At 70.7% G+C, this 20,472-nt stretch carries 18 protein-coding genes and 1 tRNA gene; 10 read left to right on the forward strand and 9 right to left on the reverse strand.

Annotated features, from left to right (window positions below):
• Nucleotides 1-246: 246 nt before the first annotated feature.
• From FFS25_RS02125 to FFS25_RS02140, 4 genes are all read left to right on the forward strand, one after another.
• Entirely contained in the window at nt 247-1,791 is a 1,545-nt protein-coding gene (locus FFS25_RS02125; RefSeq protein ID WP_137801746.1) for a YifB family Mg chelatase-like AAA ATPase, read from the forward strand.
• Between the two features lie 34 nt (nt 1,792-1,825).
• A complete protein-coding gene (gene dprA / locus FFS25_RS02130) occupies nt 1,826-3,022 on the forward strand; it encodes a DNA-processing protein DprA (RefSeq protein WP_137801747.1) in 1,197 nt (398 codons plus the stop codon).
• A gap of 30 nt (nt 3,023-3,052) precedes the next feature.
• Nucleotides 3,053-4,030, forward strand: a complete 978-nt coding sequence (locus FFS25_RS02135) for a tyrosine recombinase XerC (RefSeq protein WP_137801748.1) — start codon at nt 3,053-3,055, stop codon at nt 4,028-4,030.
• 313 nt (nt 4,031-4,343) lie between these two features.
• Entirely contained in the window at nt 4,344-4,847 is a 504-nt protein-coding gene (locus FFS25_RS02140) for a DUF3145 domain-containing protein (RefSeq protein ID WP_053447201.1), read from the forward strand.
• Between the two features lie 310 nt (nt 4,848-5,157).
• Here the strand turns inward: FFS25_RS02140 and FFS25_RS02145 are convergent, their stop codons facing one another.
• The 6 genes from FFS25_RS02145 to aceE all read right to left on the reverse strand — a co-directional run bounded on the left by FFS25_RS02145 (nt 5,158) and on the right by aceE (nt 13,343).
• Nucleotides 5,158-6,417, reverse strand: a complete 1,260-nt coding sequence (locus FFS25_RS02145) for a beta-ketoacyl-[acyl-carrier-protein] synthase family protein (protein WP_058871209.1) — start codon at nt 6,415-6,417, stop codon at nt 5,158-5,160.
• A gap of 124 nt (nt 6,418-6,541) precedes the next feature.
• Complete coding sequence (locus FFS25_RS02150; RefSeq protein WP_006215098.1) at nt 6,542-6,787, reverse strand: acyl carrier protein; 246 nt, start codon at nt 6,785-6,787, stop codon at nt 6,542-6,544.
• Nucleotides 6,788-7,048: 261 nt separating this feature from the next.
• Entirely contained in the window at nt 7,049-8,116 is a 1,068-nt protein-coding gene (locus tag FFS25_RS02155) for a beta-ketoacyl-ACP synthase III (protein ID WP_137801749.1), read from the reverse strand.
• A gap of 48 nt (nt 8,117-8,164) precedes the next feature.
• Nucleotides 8,165-9,076, reverse strand: coding sequence for an ACP S-malonyltransferase (locus FFS25_RS02160; RefSeq protein ID WP_137801750.1), 912 nt, complete (start codon nt 9,074-9,076; stop codon nt 8,165-8,167).
• Nucleotides 9,077-9,154: 78 nt separating this feature from the next.
• Nucleotides 9,155-10,534, reverse strand: coding sequence for a PucR family transcriptional regulator (locus FFS25_RS02165; protein WP_137801751.1), 1,380 nt, complete (start codon nt 10,532-10,534; stop codon nt 9,155-9,157).
• A gap of 73 nt (nt 10,535-10,607) precedes the next feature.
• On the reverse strand, nt 10,608-13,343 hold the full coding sequence (gene aceE / locus FFS25_RS02170; RefSeq protein WP_137801752.1) for a pyruvate dehydrogenase (acetyl-transferring), homodimeric type: 2,736 nt from the start codon (nt 13,341-13,343) through the stop codon (nt 10,608-10,610).
• Nucleotides 13,344-13,726: 383 nt separating this feature from the next.
• Here aceE and FFS25_RS02175 point away from each other — a divergent pair, with 383 nt between their 5' ends.
• The 4 genes from FFS25_RS02175 to FFS25_RS02190 all read left to right on the forward strand — a co-directional run bounded on the left by FFS25_RS02175 (nt 13,727) and on the right by FFS25_RS02190 (nt 15,893).
• Nucleotides 13,727-14,143 (forward strand): DUF3052 domain-containing protein, encoded by a 417-nt coding sequence (locus FFS25_RS02175; protein ID WP_006215104.1) that lies wholly within the window; start codon nt 13,727-13,729, stop codon nt 14,141-14,143.
• A 103-nt stretch (nt 14,144-14,246) separates the two neighbouring features.
• Nucleotides 14,247-14,714: a peroxiredoxin gene (locus tag FFS25_RS02180; RefSeq protein ID WP_006215105.1), complete on the forward strand. Its 468-nt coding sequence runs from the start codon at nt 14,247-14,249 to the stop codon at nt 14,712-14,714.
• Nucleotides 14,711-15,646, forward strand: coding sequence for a Sir2 family NAD-dependent protein deacetylase (locus FFS25_RS02185; protein WP_137801753.1), 936 nt, complete (start codon nt 14,711-14,713; stop codon nt 15,644-15,646). The genes FFS25_RS02180 and FFS25_RS02185 overlap by 4 nt, the downstream gene beginning before the upstream one ends.
• Nucleotides 15,647-15,817: 171 nt before the next feature.
• Nucleotides 15,818-15,893, forward strand: a tRNA-Val gene (locus FFS25_RS02190).
• On the opposite strand, the gene FFS25_RS13660 is transcribed toward FFS25_RS02190, so the two are convergent.
• Nucleotides 15,850-16,452, reverse strand: coding sequence for a GNAT family N-acetyltransferase (locus FFS25_RS13660; RefSeq protein ID WP_349654404.1), 603 nt, complete (start codon nt 16,450-16,452; stop codon nt 15,850-15,852). The two genes, FFS25_RS02190 and FFS25_RS13660, sit on opposite strands and share 44 nt — an antisense overlap.
• Nucleotides 16,440-16,889 (reverse strand): hypothetical protein, encoded by a 450-nt coding sequence (locus FFS25_RS13355; protein WP_171004060.1) that lies wholly within the window; start codon nt 16,887-16,889, stop codon nt 16,440-16,442. Before FFS25_RS13355 ends, FFS25_RS13660 begins: the two co-directional genes overlap by 13 nt.
• Between FFS25_RS13355 and FFS25_RS02200 the strand changes: the two genes are divergently transcribed.
• Nucleotides 16,879-17,226 (forward strand): helix-turn-helix domain-containing protein, encoded by a 348-nt coding sequence (locus FFS25_RS02200; RefSeq protein ID WP_171004061.1) that lies wholly within the window; start codon nt 16,879-16,881, stop codon nt 17,224-17,226. The two genes, FFS25_RS13355 and FFS25_RS02200, sit on opposite strands and share 11 nt — an antisense overlap.
• 715 nt (nt 17,227-17,941) lie before the next feature.
• Here FFS25_RS02200 and FFS25_RS02205 read toward each other — a convergent pair.
• Nucleotides 17,942-18,859, reverse strand: coding sequence for an SDR family NAD(P)-dependent oxidoreductase (locus tag FFS25_RS02205; protein ID WP_137801755.1), 918 nt, complete (start codon nt 18,857-18,859; stop codon nt 17,942-17,944).
• 109 nt (nt 18,860-18,968) lie between these two features.
• Between FFS25_RS02205 and gnd the strand changes: the two genes are divergently transcribed.
• Nucleotides 18,969-20,423, forward strand: coding sequence for an NADP-dependent phosphogluconate dehydrogenase (gnd, locus tag FFS25_RS02210; RefSeq protein ID WP_058871205.1), 1,455 nt, complete (start codon nt 18,969-18,971; stop codon nt 20,421-20,423).
• Nucleotides 20,424-20,472: the final 49 nt, after the last annotated feature.

Here is a 20,472-nt window from a genome sequence, read left to right on the forward strand (position 1 = left end):
GCTGCCGGCGACGAGCCGGGGAGGAGCCTCGCCGCCGCGGCCGGGCACCGGATGCCGGCGACCGGAGGCCGGAGACCCGGCCGGATGCCGGAGGTGGAACCGCGCGGGCGTCGCGGCTCCACAGGCTGCTGCTTCTGCCGCCTCCGGGACGAGCCCTCCTGCATCGGCTCGGTAGAGATCCGACGAGCCGGTCAGTGATCCACCCTGAGGCCACCCGGGAGGTCCGGGGCATCGGAGGGGGTCAGCATGAGCGGTCCGGGCTACGCGCGCAGCCTGTCGGTGGCGCTGATCGGGCTGGAGGGCACGGTCGTGGAGGTCGAGGCGGACATCGGCTCGCAGATCCCGGCGTTCACCATCCTGGGACTGCCAGATGCCTCGGTCCAGGAATCCCGCGACCGCGTGCGCTCGGCCGCCCGGAATGCCGGGATCCCCCTGAGCCCGCGGCGCATCACCGTGAACCTCTCCCCTGCCACGCTGCCCAAGCGCGGCAGCGGCTTCGACCTGGCGATCGCCATGGCCGCGCTGCAGGCCGACGGACAGCTCGCAGCCCCGCCCGGTGTGGTCTACCTGGCGGAGGTCTCCCTGGACGGAGCGCTGCGACCCGTGCGCGGGGTGCTTCCCGCCGTGCTGGCAGCGGTGCGCGCCGGCTATGACCGGATCGTCGTCGCCACGGCCAACGCGGAGGAGGCCGCGCTCGTGACCGGGGCCCAGGTGCGCGCCTATGACTGCCTGGCCGATGCCGCCGCCGAGTTCGGCGCGGATCCGCGGCCGCTTCGCAGGCCAGCCAGCCAGTCCGCCACCTCGGTCGGCGTCGCAGACGAGGAGGAGGCACCGCTTCCCGACCTGTGCGATGTGGCCGGTCAGGCGGAAGCACGCATGGCACTGGAGATCGCAGCGGCCGGATCCCTGCACCTGCTGCTGACCGGACCGCCGGGGGCGGGCAAGTCCATGCTGGCCTCCCGTCTGCCGAGCATCCTGCCGGAGCTGGACGATGAGGCGGCCACCGAGGTGACCGCCGTGCGGTCGCTGGAGACGCTGGTGGGGCCCAGGCGGCGGCTGATCCGCCGCCCGCCGTTCGAGGCTCCGCACCACTCGACCTCGGCCGCAGCACTGCTGGGCGGAGGCTCCGGCATTCCCCGGCCCGGGGCGGTGTCCCGGGCGCATCGCGGGGTGCTGTTCCTGGACGAGGCGCCCGAGTTCGACCGCGGCGTGCTCGACGCCCTGCGCCAGCCCCTGGAGACCGGTGACGTGCGGATCGACCGCTCGAGCGCCAGCGCCACCTATCCCGCGCGCTTCCAGCTCGTCCTGGCGGCCAACCCGTGTCCGTGCGGACGCTCGAGCGGCAAGGGCGAGGACTGCCGGTGCACGCCGGCTCAGCGCCGGGCGTACTTCGGGAAGCTGTCGGGGCCGCTGCTGGACCGGGTGGATCTGCGGCTGCAGGTTCCGGCGCTCAGATATGCCGAGCTCACGGCCGGGCAGACGGGGGAGTCCAGCGCAGACGTGGCGCGCCGAGTGGCCGCAGCTCGTGCCGTCCAGGCCGAGCGGCTGCGACCTCACGGGCTGCGCACCAATGCGGAGCTCACGTCCTCCCTGCTCAGCGGGCCCCTGCGCAGCGCCGCGTCCGTGATGGCGGGTCTCGAGCGGGAGATGGAGCGCGGTGCGCTGACCGCCCGCGGCATGCACCGGGTGCTTCGCGTGGCCTGGACGCTGGCCGACCTGGAGGCTCGCGACGGCCCCACCGCCGACGACGTCGACACCGCCCTGCACTTCCGCGCCAGCTCCCTGGCGTGAACCGCCCCTCCATGCACCGGATCAGGAGATCACCATGACCCTCGAGGACCAGCAGCTCATCCGCCGAGCGCGGGCGGGCCTGTCCCGCGTGATCGAGCCGCGGGATGCGATCGGCCATGTGCTGATCAAGGCCCTGGGACCCGTCGTCTCCTGGGAGATCGTGTCCAGCGGACGCCGCCTGAGCGCCGAGGAGAGCCTCGCCCTGACTCAGGCGATGCAGCGCGCCCCGGAAGCGGTGGGCGGGAGCATGGCCACGGCAGCGCAGCGCTGGAAGGCACGGGCCACGGTCGTGGACACGGATGCCGATCGGCGCGCCCTGGAGGACGTCGGCGGGTGGCTGTGCGTTCCCGAGGACGACGACTGGCCGGCGCAGCTCGACCAGCTCGGCCTGCAGTCGCCGGTGGCTCTGTGGGGCCGAGGGAGACGCACCGCGCTGGGCCGATGGCCGCGCGATGCTGTGGCCATCGTCGGCTCCCGCGACGTCACCAGCTACGGGCGCAGCATCACCTTCGATCTGGCGGGGGCCCTGGCCGCGCGCGGTCGCACGATCGTCTCCGGCGGAGCCTATGGGGTGGATGAGGCGGCGCACCGAGCTGCTCTGGCCACCGGGGTCGGTCCCGTCCACACGGTCGCCGTGATGGCCGGCGGCGTCGACCGGCTGTACCCGCGCGGGAACCAGGAGCTGCTCGAGCGGGTGTGCGCGGAGGGCACGGTGGTCTCCGAGTCGCCACCGGGGACCATGCCGGCGCGCTACCGGTTCCTGGACCGCAATAGGCTGATCGCGGCGCTGTCGGCGGCGACCGTGCTGACGGAGTCGCGATGGCGCTCCGGGGCGCAGAACACCGCGCATCACGCGGACCAGCTCTCCAAACCGGTCGGTGCCGTGCCCGGAAGCATCCACTCGGCCGCCTCGGCCGGGTGCCATCGCCTCATCCGAGAGGGCGCGGCGGTCCTGGTCAGCGACGTCGAGGAGGTCCTGTCCCTGCTGGAACCCCTGGGAGCAGTCGCCGAGTCCGCACCGGCCGAGCAGCGGCAGATCTTCGACGGGCTCAGCCAGCAGGACCGCATGCTCGCCGATGCCCTGCCCGTGCGCAGCGGTGCGAGCATCGACGCCCTGGTCTCCGCCACCGGGCTGCCGGTGCGCCTCCTGCTCGGTGCCCTGCGCCGCCTCGAGCGCGACGGCCTGGCCATGGAGCGCGACGGCCTGTGGCGCAGGCCGAGGATCCGATAGGCCGGCTTGCACCGTCATAGGATCGGAGGCATGTCCCACGCCGGTCCGCCCCCCGCCGCACCGCACGACTCAGCGGCTGACGACTCCACCGAGGCCGAGTCCCGGCTGCTCGCGCAGTTCGGCGAGCACCTGCGCCTCGAGCGCTCGCGCAGCGAGGCCACCATCACGGCGTACACGGCCGATCTCGAGCTCATGCTGGCGTGGGCCCGTCGTCGGGAAGCTGCGGTGGAGCAGATCGACCTGAGCGTGCTGCGCGGCTGGCTGGCCGAGCTGCATGCGCACGGGGCCTCGGCGTCGACCCTGGCTCGTCGCACCTCCGCCCTGCGCACCTTCTTCGGGTGGACCACCGCGACCGGGCGCACGCCTTCAGACCCGACCCTGCGCCTCAAGGCGCCTCGGCGCGGCTCCCACCTGCCCGAGGTCGTGGGTGCCGGCGACCTGCAGGCGATCCTCGACGATCTCGCCGCCCGAGCCCAGGACGCGAAGTCCTCGGAGCGGGACCGGGCGCTGGCCTCCCGCGACCTGGCGATCGTCGAGCTGCTGTGGGCCACCGGCGTCCGCGTCGCGGAACTGTCCGGCCTGGATGTCGATGACCTGGATCGGCAGCGCCGGACCCTGCGAGTGACCGGCAAGGGCGACAAGCAGCGCGTCGTCCCCTACGGCGCGCCGGCCGATGCCGCGCTCGAGCGATGGCTGAGCCGGCGCGCTGAGCTGAGCTCCCCGGCCAGCGGCCCGGCTCTGCTGCTCGGCTCCCGAGGAGGACGTCTGGGCACCCGGCAGATCCGCGAGATCGTCGATCGGGAGCTCGCGGCCCGCCCGGACGTTGCCGCCCGGGGCCCCCACGCGCTGCGGCACTCAGCGGCCACCCACCTGCTAGACGGCGGCGCCGACCTGCGCAGCGTCCAGGAGCTGCTCGGCCACGAGTCCGTGTCGACCACCCAGATCTACACGCACGTCTCGGTCGACCGGCTGGGGGCCGCCTTCCAGCAGGCGCATCCCCGGGCCTAAGCCCCTCGCGGAGCCGAAGCGCGGTGTCATCGACGTCCTTATGACGTCGGAGTCCGTCGTACACTTCGCCGCCGAGTTGACGGCAGAGTCATCGATCGAGAAAGATGAGACTGCTCCTATGTCTGATGACCTCGAATCCATCAGCACGGTGGGGCGCCGCAGGACAGAAAATTTCATCGCGGGACGATCCCGGAGGCCTCGAATCCTCCCCGATCGAACCGCATCGGCAGACGCGGGCTGAAGGGTCCTTGTCGCTTCTGGAACTCGTGAAGGTCGTTGGGGAAGACGCACCTACACGTCGGAGGGACACGTCATGTCGACCACGATCACGCGGGGAGTGCTTCACATCCACTCCGCCCCGCAGGCGCTGTGCCCTCATATCCAGTGGGCGCTCGAGGCGCTCGCGCGGGGACGCACCGCACTGGACTGGACCGCCCAGGAGGCGGAGCCCGGTACTCTGCGCGCCGAGCTCACCTGGGCCGGACCGGCCGGGACCGGCGCGCTGATGGCCTCCGCCCTGCGCACGCTCGGGAAGATCCGCTTCGAGATCACCGAGGAGCCCTCGCCCGGAGCCGACGGATCCCGCTGGTCCTTCACCCCTGACCTGGGCGTCTTCCACGCCACCACCGACGCCGCCGGCAACGTGGTGGTCTGCGAGGACCGCATCCGCTACGCCTTCGAGAACTCCCATGGCAACCCCGCCCTGGTGGTCAACGAGCTCTCACTGGCTCTGGGCGAGGCATGGGACGAGGAGCTCGAGCCGTTCCGCCTCGCCGCCGAGGGCGCCCCCGTCCGCTGGCTCCACCGGGTCTCCTGAGAGTCCCGGGCCTCGCGGGCCTGTTCTGCGGGACCTGACGCCTGGCCGCTGATCCCTCACCCGGAACGAGCAGCCCCTCCGCCTCCCCACTATCGAGTGGGGCCTGCGTGTGAGCAGCCGAATCGAGGGGCGTCGGAATGTGCGTTCGGGGCGTCGGACGCACACTGCCGCACCACTCGAATGAGTGAGCACCGCTGAATCGCACTGCAAGGCCACTCGACGACTGCGGCCCGGAACGACTGCGGCCCCGCACCTCGAGGTGCGGGGCCGTCGATGCTTTCCGGGCATCGTCCCGGCAGCAGAAGCCGACTCAGACGGAGCGGAAGGCCACCACGGCGTTGTGACCGCCGAAGCCGAACGAGTTGGACAGGGCCGTCGCGTCGCCGGAGCGCAGCTCGCGCGGCTCGGTCACGACGTCGAGATCGATCGCGGGATCCTGGTTGTCCAGGTTGATGGTCCGCGGCGCGGTGCGCTCGGTGAGCGCCTTGATCGTGAGGATCGCCTCCACGGCGCCGGAGCCGCCGAGCATGTGCCCGGTCATGGACTTGGTCGCCGAGACGGGGATGCCGTCGATCGCATCGCCCAGCGCCGCCCGCATGGCGGTGGCCTCCGGGAGGTCGCCCTTGGGGGTGGAGGTCGCGTGCGCGTTGACGTGGATGACGTCCTCGGGGGCGATATCCCCCTCGCGCAGCGCCTCGCGCAGGGCGCGGGCCGCACCGGCTCCGGTGTCGTCGGGGGCCGTGATGTGGTGGGCGTCGGCGCTGAGGCCAGCGCCTGCGAGCTCGCAGTAGATGCGGGCGCCGCGGGCCTTGGCGAACTCCTCGGACTCGATGACCACCGCACCGGCGCCCTCGGCCATGACGAAGCCGTCGCGGTCGATATCGTACGGACGGGAGGCGCGCTCGGGCTCGTCGTTGCGGGTGGACAGCGCCTGCATGGCGCCGAAAGCCGCGAAGTTCACGGGGTGGTTGGCAGATTCGGCGCCGCCGACCACGACGACGTCGGCCTTGCCGGTCTGGATGAGCATGAGCCCCTGGTAGAAGGACTCAGTGCCGGAGGCGCAGGCGGAGACGCTGGTGATGGCGGCTGCGCGGGCCTTCAGAGCCATGCCGATCGTGGCGGAGTTGCCGTTGGGCATGAGCATGGGGACGGTCATGGGCATGACGCGTCGGACGCCGCGCTCGCGCATGGTGTCCCAGGCATCGAGCAGGGTCCAGGCGCCGCCGATGCCCGTGCCGAACACGACGGCCAGGCGCTCGGGGTCGACCTCATCGGAGAGCTCGGCGTCGGCGCCGGAGAAGCCGGCGTCGGCCCAGGCCTCGCGGGCGGAGATCAGGGACAGCTGCCCCGACGGATCCAGGCGCTTGGCCTCCACGCGGGAGAGCGCCTCGGAGGCGGGGGTCGAGACGGAGGCGGCGATGCGCGAGCTCGTGGGGTAGAGCTCGAGCCACTCGGCGTCGATCGCGGAGACACCGGAGACTCCGGCCAGGGCGTTGCGCCACAGCTCGGGGACGGTGCCGCCGATGGGCGTGGTGGCTCCGAGTCCGGTGACTACTGCTTTACGGGTCATGTGCGCTGCTGCTTCCTGATCTCAGGGGTGGAGGGGCCGGGAGTCCGCGGCCGGCGCGCCGCCTGCGTCGTGACGTGGCACGACGGGGCGGCGGCGCGCTCGGCCTGCGGTTCCGGTGGGCCGATCAGCCCTGGGCGTTGTCGATGAAGTCGACGGCGTCCTGAACGGTCTTGAGGTTCTTGACCTCCTCGTCCGGGATGGTCACCTCGAACTTCTCCTCGCAGTTCACGACGATGGTCATCATCGAGATGGAGTCGATGTCCAGGTCCTCGGTGAAGTTCTTGTCGAGCTGGACGGCCTCGGTCTCCAGGCCGGTCTCCTCGTTCACGATCTCGGCCAGACCTGCCAGGATCTCTTCCTTGCTCGCCATGCTGTCTTCCTTTCGTCTGGCCCTCGAGAGGGCCGTTCCCAATCGCGTCGGTCGGCGGTCGCCGACCGGTGATCTCCGGCTCGCGGTGCGAACCCGGCGATCTACGTTGTCACTGCGATCTCAACTCTACGGGCGGGCCGGCCGCTGAGCGTGGAGCCCGATCCTCGAACGACTGCCTCATCGGGAGGAGGTCGTCGGCCGCTTGCGGATCGGAAGGCGGGGGAGCCGCTGGCTGCAGGCACGAGGCCCGCAGCGGAGGGCTCAGGGCAGGATCACCACCTGGGCGGCGAACACGAGTCCGGCGCCGAATCCGACCTGCAGGGCGGGCTTGCCGGACAGCTCCGGGTGCTCCTTGAGCAGGCGGTGGGCGGCCAGCGGCACGGAGGCCGCCGACGTGTTGCCGGCATCGGCGATGTCGCGGGCGATGACGACCGACTCGGGCAGCTTCAGCACCTTGGCCATCTGGTCGATGATCCGCATGTTGGCCTGGTGCGGGATGAAGGCGCCCAGATCCTCGGGTCCGATCCCGGCAGCTTCGAGCGCCTGCGTGACCCGCTTGGCGACCTCGAAGGAGGCCCAACGGAACACGGTCTGCCCGTCCTGGCGCAGGGTCGGCGACAGCGGGGCGTCGGCCGGCATCTCGCCGGTCTCCTTGTCCGCCAGATCGGCGCGGAAGGGCCGCGGCTGCCCCTGATCGATCAGGCGCAGATCCGTCAGCGGGTGCGTCATGCGGATGGCCTCGGCCTTGGAGCCGTCCGAGCCCCACACGGTGGGGGCGATCCCGGGCGTCTGCGAGGGGCCCACGACGGCCGCGCCGGCGCCGTCGCCGAGCAGGAAGCTGATCGAGCGCTCGCCGTTGTCGATGACGTCGGAGAGCTTCTCCACGCCCACGACCAGCACGTGCTCGGACATGCCCGAGCGGATCAGGGCGTCGGCCTGGGCGACGCCGTAGCAGTATCCGGCGCAGGCCGCCGAGACGTCGAACGCCGCAGCGGGCGTGGCGCCCAGCTGATCGGCGAGCACGGCGGCCATGGACGGGGTCTGGTACGGATGCGAGATCGAGGCGACGATCACCGCGGAGAGCTGCGAGCCCTGGATCCCGGCCGCCTCGAGCGCCTCGCGCGAGGCCTCCAGGGCCATGTCCAGAGCGCTGGTGGACTCATCGGCGCGGTGGCGGGTGACGATGCCGGTGCGCTGTCGGATCCACTCGTCCGAGGACTCGATCCACTGGCAGATGTCGTCGTTCGTGACGGTGACATCCGGTCGGGAGGCGCCCAGGCCCAGGATGCGGGAGTGGGCGGTCGGGGTGTACTGGTTCAGCGTCACCATGCGGGCGTCTCCTGGAAGTAGTGGATGGACCGATGCGCGGCCGCGGGCTCAGGACAGCGCACTGCGCGCGTCCTCGAGGGCCTCGGCCGAGGTCACGGCCACGGCCGGCACGCCGCGCATGGCGCGCTTGGCCAGTCCGACGAGCGTACCCGCGGGCGGCAGCTCGATGAGCTGGGTGACCTCGCGGCGCTTCATCTCCTCCATGCACAGGTCCCAGCGCACGGGGCGGCAGACCTGCTCGATGAGGGACTCCAGGTTCGCCTGCCCGGAGGCGACGGCCCGGCCGTCGCGGTTGGAGAGCAGGACCGAGGCGGGGTCCTGCGGAGACAGCGACCCGGCGAGCTCGCGCAGCGGCTCCAGGGCAGGAGCCATGTAGTCGGTGTGGAAGGCGCCGGCGACCTTCAGCGGGACCACGCGCGAGCGCTCCGGCGGGTTCGCGGCGAAGGCCTCGAGGGCCTCGAGCGAGCCGGCGGCGACGATCTGCCCGGAGCCGTTGGCATTGGCCGGGGTCAGTCCAGCGGCCTCGATGGCCTCGCGGGTGACGTCCTCCTGCGGGGAGAGGACCGCGGACATGCCGGTGGGCGCGGCGGCGGCGGCCTGGGCCATGGCGGTGGCTCGGGTGCGCACGAAGCTCATGGCGTCGTCCTCGCTCAGCGCGCCGGCCAGGGCGGAGGCGGTGATCTCGCCGACAGAGTGGCCTGCGAACAGGAGGTCGTCGCGGCCGTCGAGCTCGCTGCGCAGCAGGCGCGCGGCCACCAGCCCGGCCGCCACGATCAGCGGCTGGGCGACCGCAGTGTCCTTGATGGTCTCGGCATCGGCCTCGGTCCCGTAGTGGATGAGGTCGAGGTCGGCACCGCGGGAGAGCCGCTCGAGGTGCTCCCGCACGCCGGGCAGCGGCAGCCACTCGGCGAGCATTCCTGGCTTCTGGGCGCCCTGTCCTGGGCAGAGGATCGCAATCACCCGTGAATTCCACCAGATCGGGGAACGCGCAGCGACCTGCGGCTCGCACGAAGGCCCCGTCGGAGCTTTGTCGACTCCCTACAAGGCCTGCGACGGCGCCTCGCCCGGGCTCCGGCGCGCCGGTCGGGGCGGCTGTGCGGGGCCTCCAGCTGCGCCGGGGCCGCTGCGCGCGGCGGAGCTGGAGGCGAGCCGGCCGGCCACCAGCGCGCAGTGCAGCACGAACGCGTCGCGGGGCACGAGCGGATCCCAGCCGGTGAGGTCAGTGATCCGCCGCAGGCGGTAGCGCACGGTGTTGGCGTGGACGTAGAGCTCGCGCGAGGTGGCCTCGAGGGAGTGGCCCACGGAGATGTAGGTCGACAGGGTCTCCTCGAGCCCGGTGGTCGAGGCCGCCAGCGGCGCGTGGATCTGTTCCACGATCGCCGCGCGGGCCAGCGGGTCCCCGGTCATCAGGCGCTCTGGCCACAGCTCCTCGGAGTGCACCGGGCGCGGGGCGGCGGGCCAGGCATGGGCTGCCTCGAGCCCGGCGGAAGCCGGCTCGGAGGAGGCGACCACCGAGAACAGCGAGTCGGCCTCCGGCCCGTAGACGACCGGGCCGGGGCCGAACAGGGCGGCGAGCCGGGCCAGGGCGCGGTCGGTGCGCTGCATGTCCGCGAGCATCAGCAGGAGACGATCGCCCTGGATGGACACGAGCGCATCCGAGGCGTGCCGGGTGGCCACGCGTCGGATGCGGGCCACCACGGCCGGGCTGGTCTGCTCGGGGCTGCTGCCGACCACAGCCGTGACCGGGCCCTTGGAGTCCCAGCCCAGGGCGGCCACGCGGGAGCGCAGGGTCTCGCTGCGCTCGCCGCTGAGCAGGCCGTCGACGACGACGGACTCCATGCGAGCATCCCAGGAGCCGCGGTTCTCGGCGGCACGGGCGTAGATGTCGGCGGCGGCGAAGGCGATGTCGCGGGAGAAGCGCAGGACGCCGTCGCGCAGGACGGCGGCGTCGCTTCCCGTGGCCAGCTCGGGGACCCGGTCCTCGACGACGTCGACCACTACGCGCAGCACCTGCAGGGCCTGGTGCAGGGAGATCGCGGTGGTGAGATCCGTGGGCGCTTCGCGGAACATCGTGAGGAGGAACTTCTCGTCCTCCGGATCCTCGCACCACGTCACGAAGCCGGCGATGCCGCGCTGGGCCATCAGCCCGAGCTCGGAGCGGTCCTTGGGCTGCAGCTCGGCGAACCAGGGCAGGTCCTCGCCCAGCCGGTCGATCGCCACATCCGACAGCGGCGCCACGTTGGCTCGGACCCGGTCGAGGGTCTTGCGTCCCGGCATGGGCTCAGCGCGCCGCGCGCTGCGTCGGGACGAGCGCGCAGGCCTGCCGCCGGTCGACTTGGCGCCGCGGATCCACCGGCTCCCGCCGAGCAGCGCGCCGCCGGAGCGGGAATCGGAGTCCGTCGAGGTGTCCTTCGCCATGACGGCCAGGATACGACAGGAGGCCCGGGGCGAGCGCCCCGGACCTCCTGCCGACTGCCGTCGCCTGAGCTGATCAGGCGTCGCCGCCCGCGTTGCCGGAGGTGCCGGCGTTCGGGTTGAGCAGGTCGTACTTCTCGATCGCCTTCTGAGGGGCGTCCGAGTCGACCTCGCCCTGCTTGGCCAGCATCTGCAGAGCGCGCACCACCATCGAGTGCGAGTCGATGTGGAACCAGCGACGGGCACCGGCACGCGTGTCCGCGAAGCCGAAGTCGTCCGCGCCCAGTGTGGCGAAATCGTTCGGGACGTACTGGCGGATCATGTCCGGGACCTCGGAGGCGTAGTCCGTCGAGGCGATGATCGGGCCCTCGGCACCGGCCAGCGCCTGGGTGACGTACGGCGTGCGCACGCCCTCCGACGGGTTCAGGAACGCGTCCTTCTCCGCGGCCATGGCATCGCGGCGCAGCTCGGTCCAGGAGGTCACCGACCAGACGTCGGCGGACACGCCCCAGTCTTCGGCCAGCAGCTTCTGGGCCTCGAGCGCCCAGGGCACGGCCACGCCGGAGGCCAGCAGCTGGGCGCGGGGGCCCTCCTGCTCGGAGGCCTTCAGGTGGTAGATGCCCTTGAGGATGCCCTCGACATCGACGTCCTCCGGCTCGGCCGGCTGCTGGATCGGCTCGTTGTACACCGTGAGGTAGTACATGACGTCGTGATCCTCATCGGCGGTGCCGTACATCTGCTCGATGCCGCGCTTGACGATGTGGGCGATCTCGTAGCCGTAGGCCGGGTCGTAGGTGATCACAGCCGGGTTGGTGTTCGCCAGGATCGGGGAGTGGCCGTCCGCGTGCTGGGTGCCCTCGCCGGTCAGCGTGGTGCGCCCTGCGGTCGCGCCGATGATGAATCCGCGCGCCCGCTGGTCGGCGGCCGCCCAGAAGACGTCGCCGGAGCGCTGGAAGCCGAACATCGAGTAGAAGAGGTAGAACGGGATCATCGCCTCGCCGTGAGTGGCGTAGGAGGTGCCCGCGTTCAGGAACTGCGACGTGGCGCCGTCCTCGTTGATGCCCGGGTGCAGGATCACGCCCTGTGCGGACTCCTTGTAGGACAGCATCAGCTCGCGGTCCACCGGCATGTAGTTCTGCCCGTTGGGGTTGTAGATCTTGGCCGTGGGGAAGAACGAGTCCATGCCGAACGTACGGGCCTCATCCGGGACGATCGGCACGATGCGGTGCCCGAAGTCCTTCTCGCGCATGAGGTCCTTGAGCGTGCGGACCAGCGCCATGGTGGTGGCGGCCAGCTGCTTGCCGGAGCCCTTCTTGGCCGAGGCGTAGGCCTTGTCCGAGGGAAGGGTGATCTCCTTCTGCTCGTGGCGGCGCTCGGGCAGGAACCCGCCGAGCTCCTTGCGGCGCTCCAGCATGTACTGGATCTCGGGGGAGTCCATGCCCGGGTGGTAGTACGGGGCGTCGTACGGGTCCTCGAGCTGCTCGTCCTCGATGGGGATGCGCAGGTGATCGCGGAAGGCCTTGAGGTCCTCCACGGTCAGCTTCTTCATCTGGTGCGTGGCGTTGCGGGCCTCGAAGTGCGGGCCCAGGCCGTAGCCCTTGACGCCCTGCGCCAGGATGACGGTCGGCTGGCCCTTGAACTCCATGGCGGCCTTGTAGGCGGCATGGATCTTGAAGTAGTCGTGCGCGCCGCGCTTTAGGTTCCAGAGGTCGTCGTCGGACAGGTCCGCGACGAGCTCCTTGGTCTCGGGGGTCTGGCCGAAGAAGTGGTCGCGGATGAACGCGCCCGACTCGCCCTTGTAGGTCTGGTAGTCGCCGTCCAGGGTCTGGTTCATGATCTGGACGAGCTTGCCGGTCTTGTCCTTCTTCAGCAGCTCGTCCCACTCGCGGCCCCAGATGACCTTGATGACGTGCCAGCCGGCGCCGCGGAAGAACGCCTCGAGCTCCTGGATGATCTTGCCGTTGCCGCGCACCGGGCCGTCCAGGCGCTGCAGGTTGCAGTTCACCACGAAGGTCAGGTTGTCGAGCTTGTCGTTGGCGGCGGCCTGCAGCACGCCGCGCGACTCGGGCTCGTCCATCTCGCCGTCGCCCAGGAAGGCCCAGACGTGCTGTTCGGAGGTGTCCTTGATGCCGCGGTTCTCGAGGTACCGGTTGAACTGGGCCTGGTAGATCGCGTCCATGGGGCCGTTGCCCATGGAGACGGTCGGGAACTGCCAGTAGTCCGGCATCATGCGCGGGTGCGGGTAGGAGGACAGCGCATGGCCCTCCTTGGTCTTCTCCTGGCGGAAGCCGTCCAGGTCCTCCTCGCTGAGACGGCCCTCGAGGTAGGAGCGGGCGTAGTTGCCCGGGGAGGAGTGGCCCTGCCAGAAGATCTGGTCGCCGCCGCCGGGATGATCCGGGCCGCGGAAGAAGTGGTTCTGGCCGACCTCGTAGAGCGTGGCCACGCCGGCGAAGGACGAGATGTGCCCGCCCACGCCGATCTCCGGCTTCTGGGCGCGCTGGACCATCATCGCGGCGTTCCAGCGCATGTAGGCGCGGTAGCGGCGCTCGATCTCCTCGTCGCCGGGGTAGTCCGGCTCCTGGTCGACGGGCACCGTGTTGATGTAGTCGGTGGTGGTGACCATGGGGACGCCGACGCCCTGGGCGCCCGCATCCTGCAGGAGGGCGCGCATGATGTACTGCGCGCGCTCGGTGCCCTGGGTCTTCACGAGGTCCCTCAGGGACTCGACCCACTCCTCCGTCTCCTCCGTGTTGGAGTCGGTCAGCTGGCTGGTGAGCCCGCTCAGGATGTGATTGTTGCTCTCGGATGCCACGATCAACCTCTCTTCGTCGAGTGCGGCGGCGGTCCTGGCGGCAGCTGCGCCGCGTGTTGGGGCGCGCCCCGCCGGAAGTCCTCAGACCATCATCCAACATTCTGCCGTCTCGTGCGTCCACGCCTTGACCTCCTGTCATGGGACTTGTCATGCGTCTCTGGTCACAGTCGGGCCGGGTGGGGTCGAAGCCGTCGTCACGGGTTCGCTGGCAGCGCCAATGACGGGCTCTGGTTGCCAGTCGCCTTGCACGCAGCGGCCAACAGGTGTTGTGTTGCGTCGAGGGCCGGACCGCGTCCTGCGATCCGGCAGCACAACTGGCCGCGACTGAGCGGCATGTCTTTCGGTGCACCTCCCGGCGGGAGGGCCCGGTGAAGGAGAGTGACGTGGGCGAGGCCAAGGCCGCCGCAGACGACGCGATGAGCGAGCTCAAGCTGCCTGAGGACGCCATCGTGCAGGAGTTCGGCTACGACGACGACGTCGACTTCGATCTGCGGGATCGCATCGAGGACCTGATCGGGTCGCAGATGCTCGACGAGGACGATCAGGACGTCGTGGATGCCGTGCTGCTGTGGTGGCGCGACGGAGACGGCGACCTCATCGACGCGCTGGTCGACGCTCAGACGCAGCTCGACACGGGCGGAGCCGTCTGGCTCCTCACGCCCAAGCCCGGTCGCGACGGCCATGTCAGCCCCGCGGACGTCGAGTCCTCGAGCTCCACGGCCGGACTGCACACCACCTCGCGTGCAGGCGTGAGCGAGGACTGGACCGCGCTGCGCTTGGCGCCCAAGCGCAATCACTGACGAGCAGGCGGCCTCCGCGCCGCTGCACGGACCCCCAGACCCACGATGATCTGCACCGGAGTCGGCCGTCTCGGCCGATCCCGGACGCGGCGAGGTGAGACCCATGATCGAGATCGGCCAGTTCGCGCCCGACTTCACGCTGAACAACCAGTACGGGGAGGCCGTGACGCTCGCTGAGCACCTCGGCCGGCCCGTGGCGCTGGTCTTCTATCCGTTCGCCTTCTCCTCAGTGTGCACGGGGGAGATGTGCCAGCTGCAGGACATGATGGATGAGGTCCAGGAGGCCGATGCCCTCCTGCTGGCGGTCTCCACGGACTCCCAGTACGTCCTCAAGGCCTTCAGTCGCGAGGAGTCCCTGGAGTTCGACCTCCTCTCCGACTTCTGGCCCCACGGCGAGACCGCACGCGCCTTCGGTGTGTTCGACGAGACCACCGGCATGGCCAGCCGCACGACCTTCCTGATCGATGCCGACGGCATCGTGCTCGACCGCTTCACCTCGGAGATCACCTCGCAGAGGCCCGTCGAGCGCTATCGCGAGGCGCTGGCCAAGCTGCCGGCACCCACCGCGTGAGCCCTCCTGTCCGCATCCTGCGGGCCGGATACGGCCCCCGCGATGAGCCGGACCTGTTCCCCGATCCGCAGGCTCTGAGCCTCGAAGCCGGGCTTCCGGCCGCCCTCGAGCAGCTGGCCGGGCGGGAGGCCCTCGTCATCTCGGGCGCGGGCATGTCCACGGCGTCCGGGATCCCGGACTACCGCGGACCTGACGCCCAGCCGCGCCAGCCCATGAGCTTCCAGGAGTTCACGGGCTCGCCCGAGCGCCGAGCGCACTACTGGTCGCGCAACCAGATCGGGTGGCGGAACCTGCAGCGCGCCGAGCCGAACGCCGCGCACCGCAGCCTTGCCCGGCTCGAAGCCGCCGGAGCAGTGCGGGCGGTCATCACACAGAACATCGACCGGCTGCACGAGCGCGCCGGCTCGCGCTGCGTGATCGACCTGCACGGGCGCTACGACCGCGTGCGCTGCATGGCCTGCGCAACGCTCATCCCACGGACTGTCTGGTCGGATCGGCTCGACGCGCTGAACCCCGAGGCCGCAGCGGCCTCGGCGGATCCCGCCGACATCGACTTCGCCCCGGACGCCGATGCCGAGGTCGCCTATGCCGGCGACGCCTACCGCGTGCCGGACTGCCCGGTCTGCGGGGGCGTGGTCAAGCCGGACGTGGTGTTCTTCGGCGAGAGCGCTGATCCCGACGACGTCGCCGCCGCCTGGCATCAGACCGAGCTGGCTCAGGCCCTGCTGGTGCTGGGGACCTCGCTGACCGTGCACTCGGCGCGGCGATTCGTGCGCCGAGCTGTGCGAGCGGGCATCCCCGTGGTGATCGTCAACCACGGCCAGACCCGCTCGGATGCCGATGCCTCGGTCAAGATCGACGCGCAGGTCGCGGAGTTCCTGGCCGCAGCCGAAGCCCCGCTGAGCGAGGGCGCACGCGGCCGTCGACCCTGAGGGGCCCAGGGCCAGGAGGACGTCTTCACAGCCGACGTGATGGAAGACACCAGCTTCCGCATCAGGAATCGTTGTCGGAGCGTCACATAAGAGCCGACTCGGGGGTAACATTTGCGTCAGCATCGGGTGCTGACGGCTGCAGAAGTCGTCCACCCGATGCCGCCACATCCAGGGCCTTTAGCTCAGCTGGCAGAGCACTGCGTTTACACCGCAGGTGTCGTCGGTTCGATCCCGGCAGGGCCCACCACAGCGGGCATCCGCTGTCGGACCCAGTGCATCACCCACAGGCCGCCGGCACGCTCGTCCTGCTTCTCGGTCCCATCGGGCACGAAGCCGTTGCGCCGATAGAAGCGGTGGGCGCTCGGATTCTCCCGGGCGACCCACAGCTGACAGGGCTCGGAGCCGACGACGGCGTCCAGGAGCGCCTGTCCCGCTCCCGAACCGTGGTGTCTGCGCAGCACATAGAGCATGCGCAGCTGCGTGCTCGGTGGGTTGTCGTGATCCGTCGGGACTGCCATGGCGAAGCCGATGACCTCGTCGCCCGCCTCGGCCAGCATGAGCCGCTGACCATCTGGTTCGTCTCGCACCAGGCCGGACCACAGCTCCTGCCGTCGCTCCAGTGCCGAGGCCTCAGTGGGGTCGGTGGGAAGGCGCATCCCATAGGTCTCGCGCCAGCACTGGGTGTGCACCCGGGCGAGCTCGTGGGCATCGGACGGCGTCGGGCGGCGCAGGGTCCAGATCGGATCGATCACATCCGAAAAACTATCAGCGACAACCTGGGTGCTGGTGCAGATCATGCGCCCCATGGTGCGCGCATGGCGGAGCGATTGCCCGCAACCTGCCGCATCCGGCGGTTCCGCAACATCCCCGGCTGGTGGGAGCGTGATTCCGACGCCGCGGCGAGGAATGAGGAACCCTGATGTCCAGCATCACGCACCGTCCGCCCTTCGACGCCGAGACCGAGGCCTCGATGAACGCGATCGCCGAGCAGCTGCCGGTGATCACCCCGGAGATGATCGATCCGCAGCGGCTGATGATCGCTGGTGCCAGCGCCAGCGCCGGCGGCGGTCTGGCGGCCGGGGCCTTCGGCGATCATGCCCTCCCAGTTCGGGATCCTGCGCGCGACGCTGACTGCTGCGTCTCTCAGCGGCACGACGACCGAGCTCCCGCCGCGCGGCGGGATCGGCATCTGGACGGATCCCGCCGAGGCGCCGTCGTCCTGGAGCCCTGCGGTGATCGCCATGCGCCTCACCGAGCCCGAGGAGCAACCGGTCGTGGATGCGGCCGATCTGGGGTCGGTGCTGCTGCTGGCGCAGAGCTGCGACCCGCAGGACCCTCCGCGCGACGTCGCGACCCTCCTCCGGCTCGACGACCGGCAGCTCGAGGTGCTGCAGGCGCTCGTCACCTCCGAGAGCATCCGCGCGGCGGCGAGCACCCTGGGCATGCACCACTCGACGGTGCAGTCCCGCCACGAGGCGCTGTGCGATCTGCTGGGCTACGACCCGGGCACCGTCACCGGACGCATGCGGTACCTGGCCGCTGCCGTGCTGGCCCGGCTCACCGCTCCGGGCCGGATCTGAGAACCGCCGGAGCCGGCGCCTGTGCGTCCGGCGATTCCAATGCGCGAGCAGCCCCAGGCCGTCATCCGCGGCAGATCCTGGCCGACCTCGGTGCGTGGACGACGGCTGCTGAGTCGCCGAGCACTTCGTGTGCCCCGCGGTTCGCCTCAGCCCGACTCCAGTGGTCGTCCTGCGGATGCTGGGCACTGCGCGGGGCGGGGGCTGCGGGCACTGGGACCTCGCGCAGCCTGTACGTGGTGTCGGGGCGCCAGCCGGCGATCTCCGTGGATGTGGTGCTGTCCCCGGCCAGCGCACGGCCGGCCGGTTCCAGGTAGGTGAGCACCGGCAGCTTCATGCAGCCGCCCCCGCGCCCCTTAGCGCTCCCGCCCGGGATGACCCACGCGCCGTCGCGCGGTGCACGCGGACAAGTCGCCGCGCTCGGAGGACCAGGGCTTCCACGGCCGGTGCCGGCGACGTCGCTTGCGGGTTTCCGCCGCCCGCGTCCGCTGGGCCCAGGCAAGGAGACCGGTCCGGTCGACAGGGGCTGCCGCGAGCTTGTCCCCGCGATGCAGGTCATGCTCGGAGGCCAGCTCCCAAGTCTGCGGTCTCGGCTCCTCGGACAGCTCTCTGACAAGCTCCATGATCAGGCATCGAACGCAAGGGCCTTCCAGCACTCGCAGGGCCTGCGTCTCATCCATCCGCCCATGTGCGGCGGACATGCTGCGACGGGTAGGGATCAGAGTCGGCTCTGAGTCAGCCGTTCCACGGCGTCCCAGGCCTCGAGCTCGCGCCGGGCGTCGTACGACTGCGCCGAGGACCTCTGCACGGTGTCGCGGTCGATGTAGGCGCCCGTGGGCGCCTCCAGGTCTCCGGTGACGACGGAGGCGAGCCAGCTGCCGGCCTGCTCCGGAGTGCTCGCCAGCGGGGTGACAGCCAGCAGCGGCATGATTCGTCGCATGACGAGGCGAGATGCGACATCGGCCTCGCGGGCAAGGTCGGTGCCGGGGACGAAGCCAGGGTTGAACCCCACGATGGTCGGCCCGGAGGGGAAGCGGCGCGCGAACTCATGGATGAGGTGGATCGACGCGAGCTTGCTGGTCGAGTAGGCCCTGCGACCAGCAGTCGTGCTGCTCGGCCTGTCGAAGGCCCCCGGGCGGGCCAGAGCCTCGACCGGCTGCCAGCGCGGGCCCGGCACCATGCCGAGGTTGTGCCGCAGATCGCCGAAGTGGGTGTCGCTGACGGTCACCACGATCCTGCCCTGCGGGGACAGGGCGCTCTGCAGCCGCCGGATGAGGACGTGGTGCGCCAGCACGTTGACCGCGAAGGTCGATTCGAAGCCGTCGTCGGTCTGCGTGCACGCGTTCGTGTGCTGGACGCCGGCGTTGCAGACCAGGGCTCCCAGCGGCGGGAGGCCGCCCGCGCTCAGCTTCTGGAGCACGGCGTCCGCGGCATCGCGCGTGCTGGGCAGCGAGGACAGGTCGCAGCCGATGCTCGACAGCCTTCCATCGAGCACCGCTGGTTGGTCGACGAGCTCACGGGAAGGGCCGCGGCTGAAGATCACCAGATGCGCTCCGGGCCGTTCGGCCAGCAGCCGCTGCGCCGCGATCCAGCCGATTCCGCGGCTCGCGCCCGTCATCACGATGGTCTGCTCCACGAGCAGATTCTCCCATGCCACCGGCCCGACCATGGCCTGCTCGAGCACTGCCGGGGCAACAAGCAGTACCCATGGAGGGCTGTCCGGCCCCCGGACTAGGCTGAGGCCCATGACTTCAGAGAAGAAAGCTCAGATCGGCGTCACCGGACTCGCGGTGATGGGCGCCAACCTCGCCCGCAACTTCGCGCACCACGGCTACACAGTGGCCCTGCACAACCGCTCGGTCGGCAAGACCGATGCCCTGATCGCCGAGCACGGCGACGAGGGCGAGTTCATCCGCACCGAGACCGTGCAGGAGCTCGTGGACTCGCTCGAGAAGCCGCGCCGCATCCTCATCATGGTCAAGGCCGGCGCCCCTGTGGACTCCGTGATCGAACAGCTCGTCCCGCTGCTGGACGAGGACGACATCATCATCGACGGCGGCAACTCGCACTACCCGGACACCATCCGCCGCGAGCAGGCGCTTGCGGAGAAGGGCCTGCACTTCGTGGGCGTCGGCGTCTCCGGCGGCGAGGAGGGCGCGCTCAACGGCCCGTCGATCATGCCGGGCGGCTCGCAGAAGTCCTACGACTCCCTGGGCCCCATGCTCGAGTCCATCGCCGCGGACGCCCCCGGGGACGGCAAGCCCTGCTGCGCCTGGATCGGCACCGACGGCGCCGGGCACTTCGTGAAGATGGTCCACAACGGCATCGAGTACGCCGACATGCAGGTCATCGGCGAGGCCTATGAGCTGCTGCGCCAGGTCGGCGGCATCGAGCCGGCTCAGCAGGCCGAGATCTTCACGCAGTGGAACAGCACCGAGCTGTCCTCCTACCTGATCGAGATCACCGCCGAGGTTCTCAAGCAGGTGGACTCCCGCACCGGCAAGCCCCTGGTCGACGTCATCGTGGATGCCGCAGCCATGAAGGGCACCGGCACCTGGACTGTGCAGGCCGCCCTCGAGCTGGGCTCGCCGGTCACCGGCATCGCCGAGTCCGTCTTCGCCCGCGCCCTGTCCTCCACCGCTCGCGAGACCCGCCTGGAGGCCCAGGAGGTCCTGGCCGCAGGCGTTCCCGAGCCCGGCACCGTGGATGACGCAGCCTTCATCGAGGACGTCCGCCGCGCTCTGTACTGCTCCAAGCTCGTGGCCTACGCCCAGGGCCTGGAGATGCTGGATGCGGCCTCGGCCGAGCACGACTGGGACCTGCAGCTCGACGTCATCGCCTCGCTGTGGCGCGCCGGCTGCATCATCCGCGCCGAGCTGCTCGAGGACATCATGGCCGCCTACAAGGACAAGGAGACCGCCCCGCGCAACCTCCTGTTCGCACCGGCCTTCCGCGACGTCATCGCCGAGTACCTGCCGTCGTGGCGCCGCGTGGTCGTGGAGGCCACCAACCGCGGCATCCCGGCCCCGGTCTTCGCCTCGTCGCTGTCGTACTACGACGGCCTGCGCCGCCCCCGCTCCAACGCCGCCCTGACCCAGGGCCTGCGGGACTACTTCGGTGCGCACACCTACCTGCGCACCGACTCCGAAGGTGCCTTCCACACGCTGTGGAGCGGCGACCGCTCCGAGATCGACAGCTGACCCGAGCCGTCGGGGCCCTCGGGCTCCGGCAGCCGGATCGACGACGGCC

Origin of the sequence: Kocuria sp. 2SI, assembly GCF_005502825.1 — a bacterium.
GTDB lineage: Bacteria > Actinomycetota > Actinomycetes > Actinomycetales > Micrococcaceae > Kocuria > Kocuria palustris.

Excerpts from the sequence above, each read along its gene's own strand:
- FFS25_RS02125 (WP_137801746.1), top strand. The coding sequence starts at position 247 with ATGAGCGGTCCGGGCTACGCGCGCAGCCTGTCGGTGGCGCTGATCGGG.
- dprA (WP_137801747.1), top strand. The coding sequence starts at position 1,826 with ATGACCCTCGAGGACCAGCAGCTCATCCGCCGAGCGCGGGCGGGCCTG.
- FFS25_RS02135 (WP_137801748.1), top strand. The coding sequence starts at position 3,053 with ATGTCCCACGCCGGTCCGCCCCCCGCCGCACCGCACGACTCAGCGGCT.
- FFS25_RS02140 (WP_053447201.1), top strand. The coding sequence starts at position 4,344 with ATGTCGACCACGATCACGCGGGGAGTGCTTCACATCCACTCCGCCCCG.
- FFS25_RS02145 (WP_058871209.1), bottom strand. The coding sequence starts at position 6,417 with ATGACCCGTAAAGCAGTAGTCACCGGACTCGGAGCCACCACGCCCATC.
- FFS25_RS02150 (WP_006215098.1), bottom strand. The coding sequence starts at position 6,787 with ATGGCGAGCAAGGAAGAGATCCTGGCAGGTCTGGCCGAGATCGTGAAC.
- FFS25_RS02155 (WP_137801749.1), bottom strand. The coding sequence starts at position 8,116 with ATGGTGACGCTGAACCAGTACACCCCGACCGCCCACTCCCGCATCCTG.
- FFS25_RS02165 (WP_137801751.1), bottom strand. The coding sequence starts at position 10,534 with ATGGCGAAGGACACCTCGACGGACTCCGATTCCCGCTCCGGCGGCGCG.
- FFS25_RS02180 (WP_006215105.1), top strand. The coding sequence starts at position 14,247 with ATGATCGAGATCGGCCAGTTCGCGCCCGACTTCACGCTGAACAACCAG.
- FFS25_RS13660 (WP_349654404.1), bottom strand. The coding sequence starts at position 16,452 with ATGGGGCGCATGATCTGCACCAGCACCCAGGTTGTCGCTGATAGTTTT.
- FFS25_RS13355 (WP_171004060.1), bottom strand. The coding sequence starts at position 16,889 with ATGGCGATCACCGCAGGGCTCCAGGACGACGGCGCCTCGGCGGGATCC.
- gnd (WP_058871205.1), top strand. The coding sequence starts at position 18,969 with ATGACTTCAGAGAAGAAAGCTCAGATCGGCGTCACCGGACTCGCGGTG.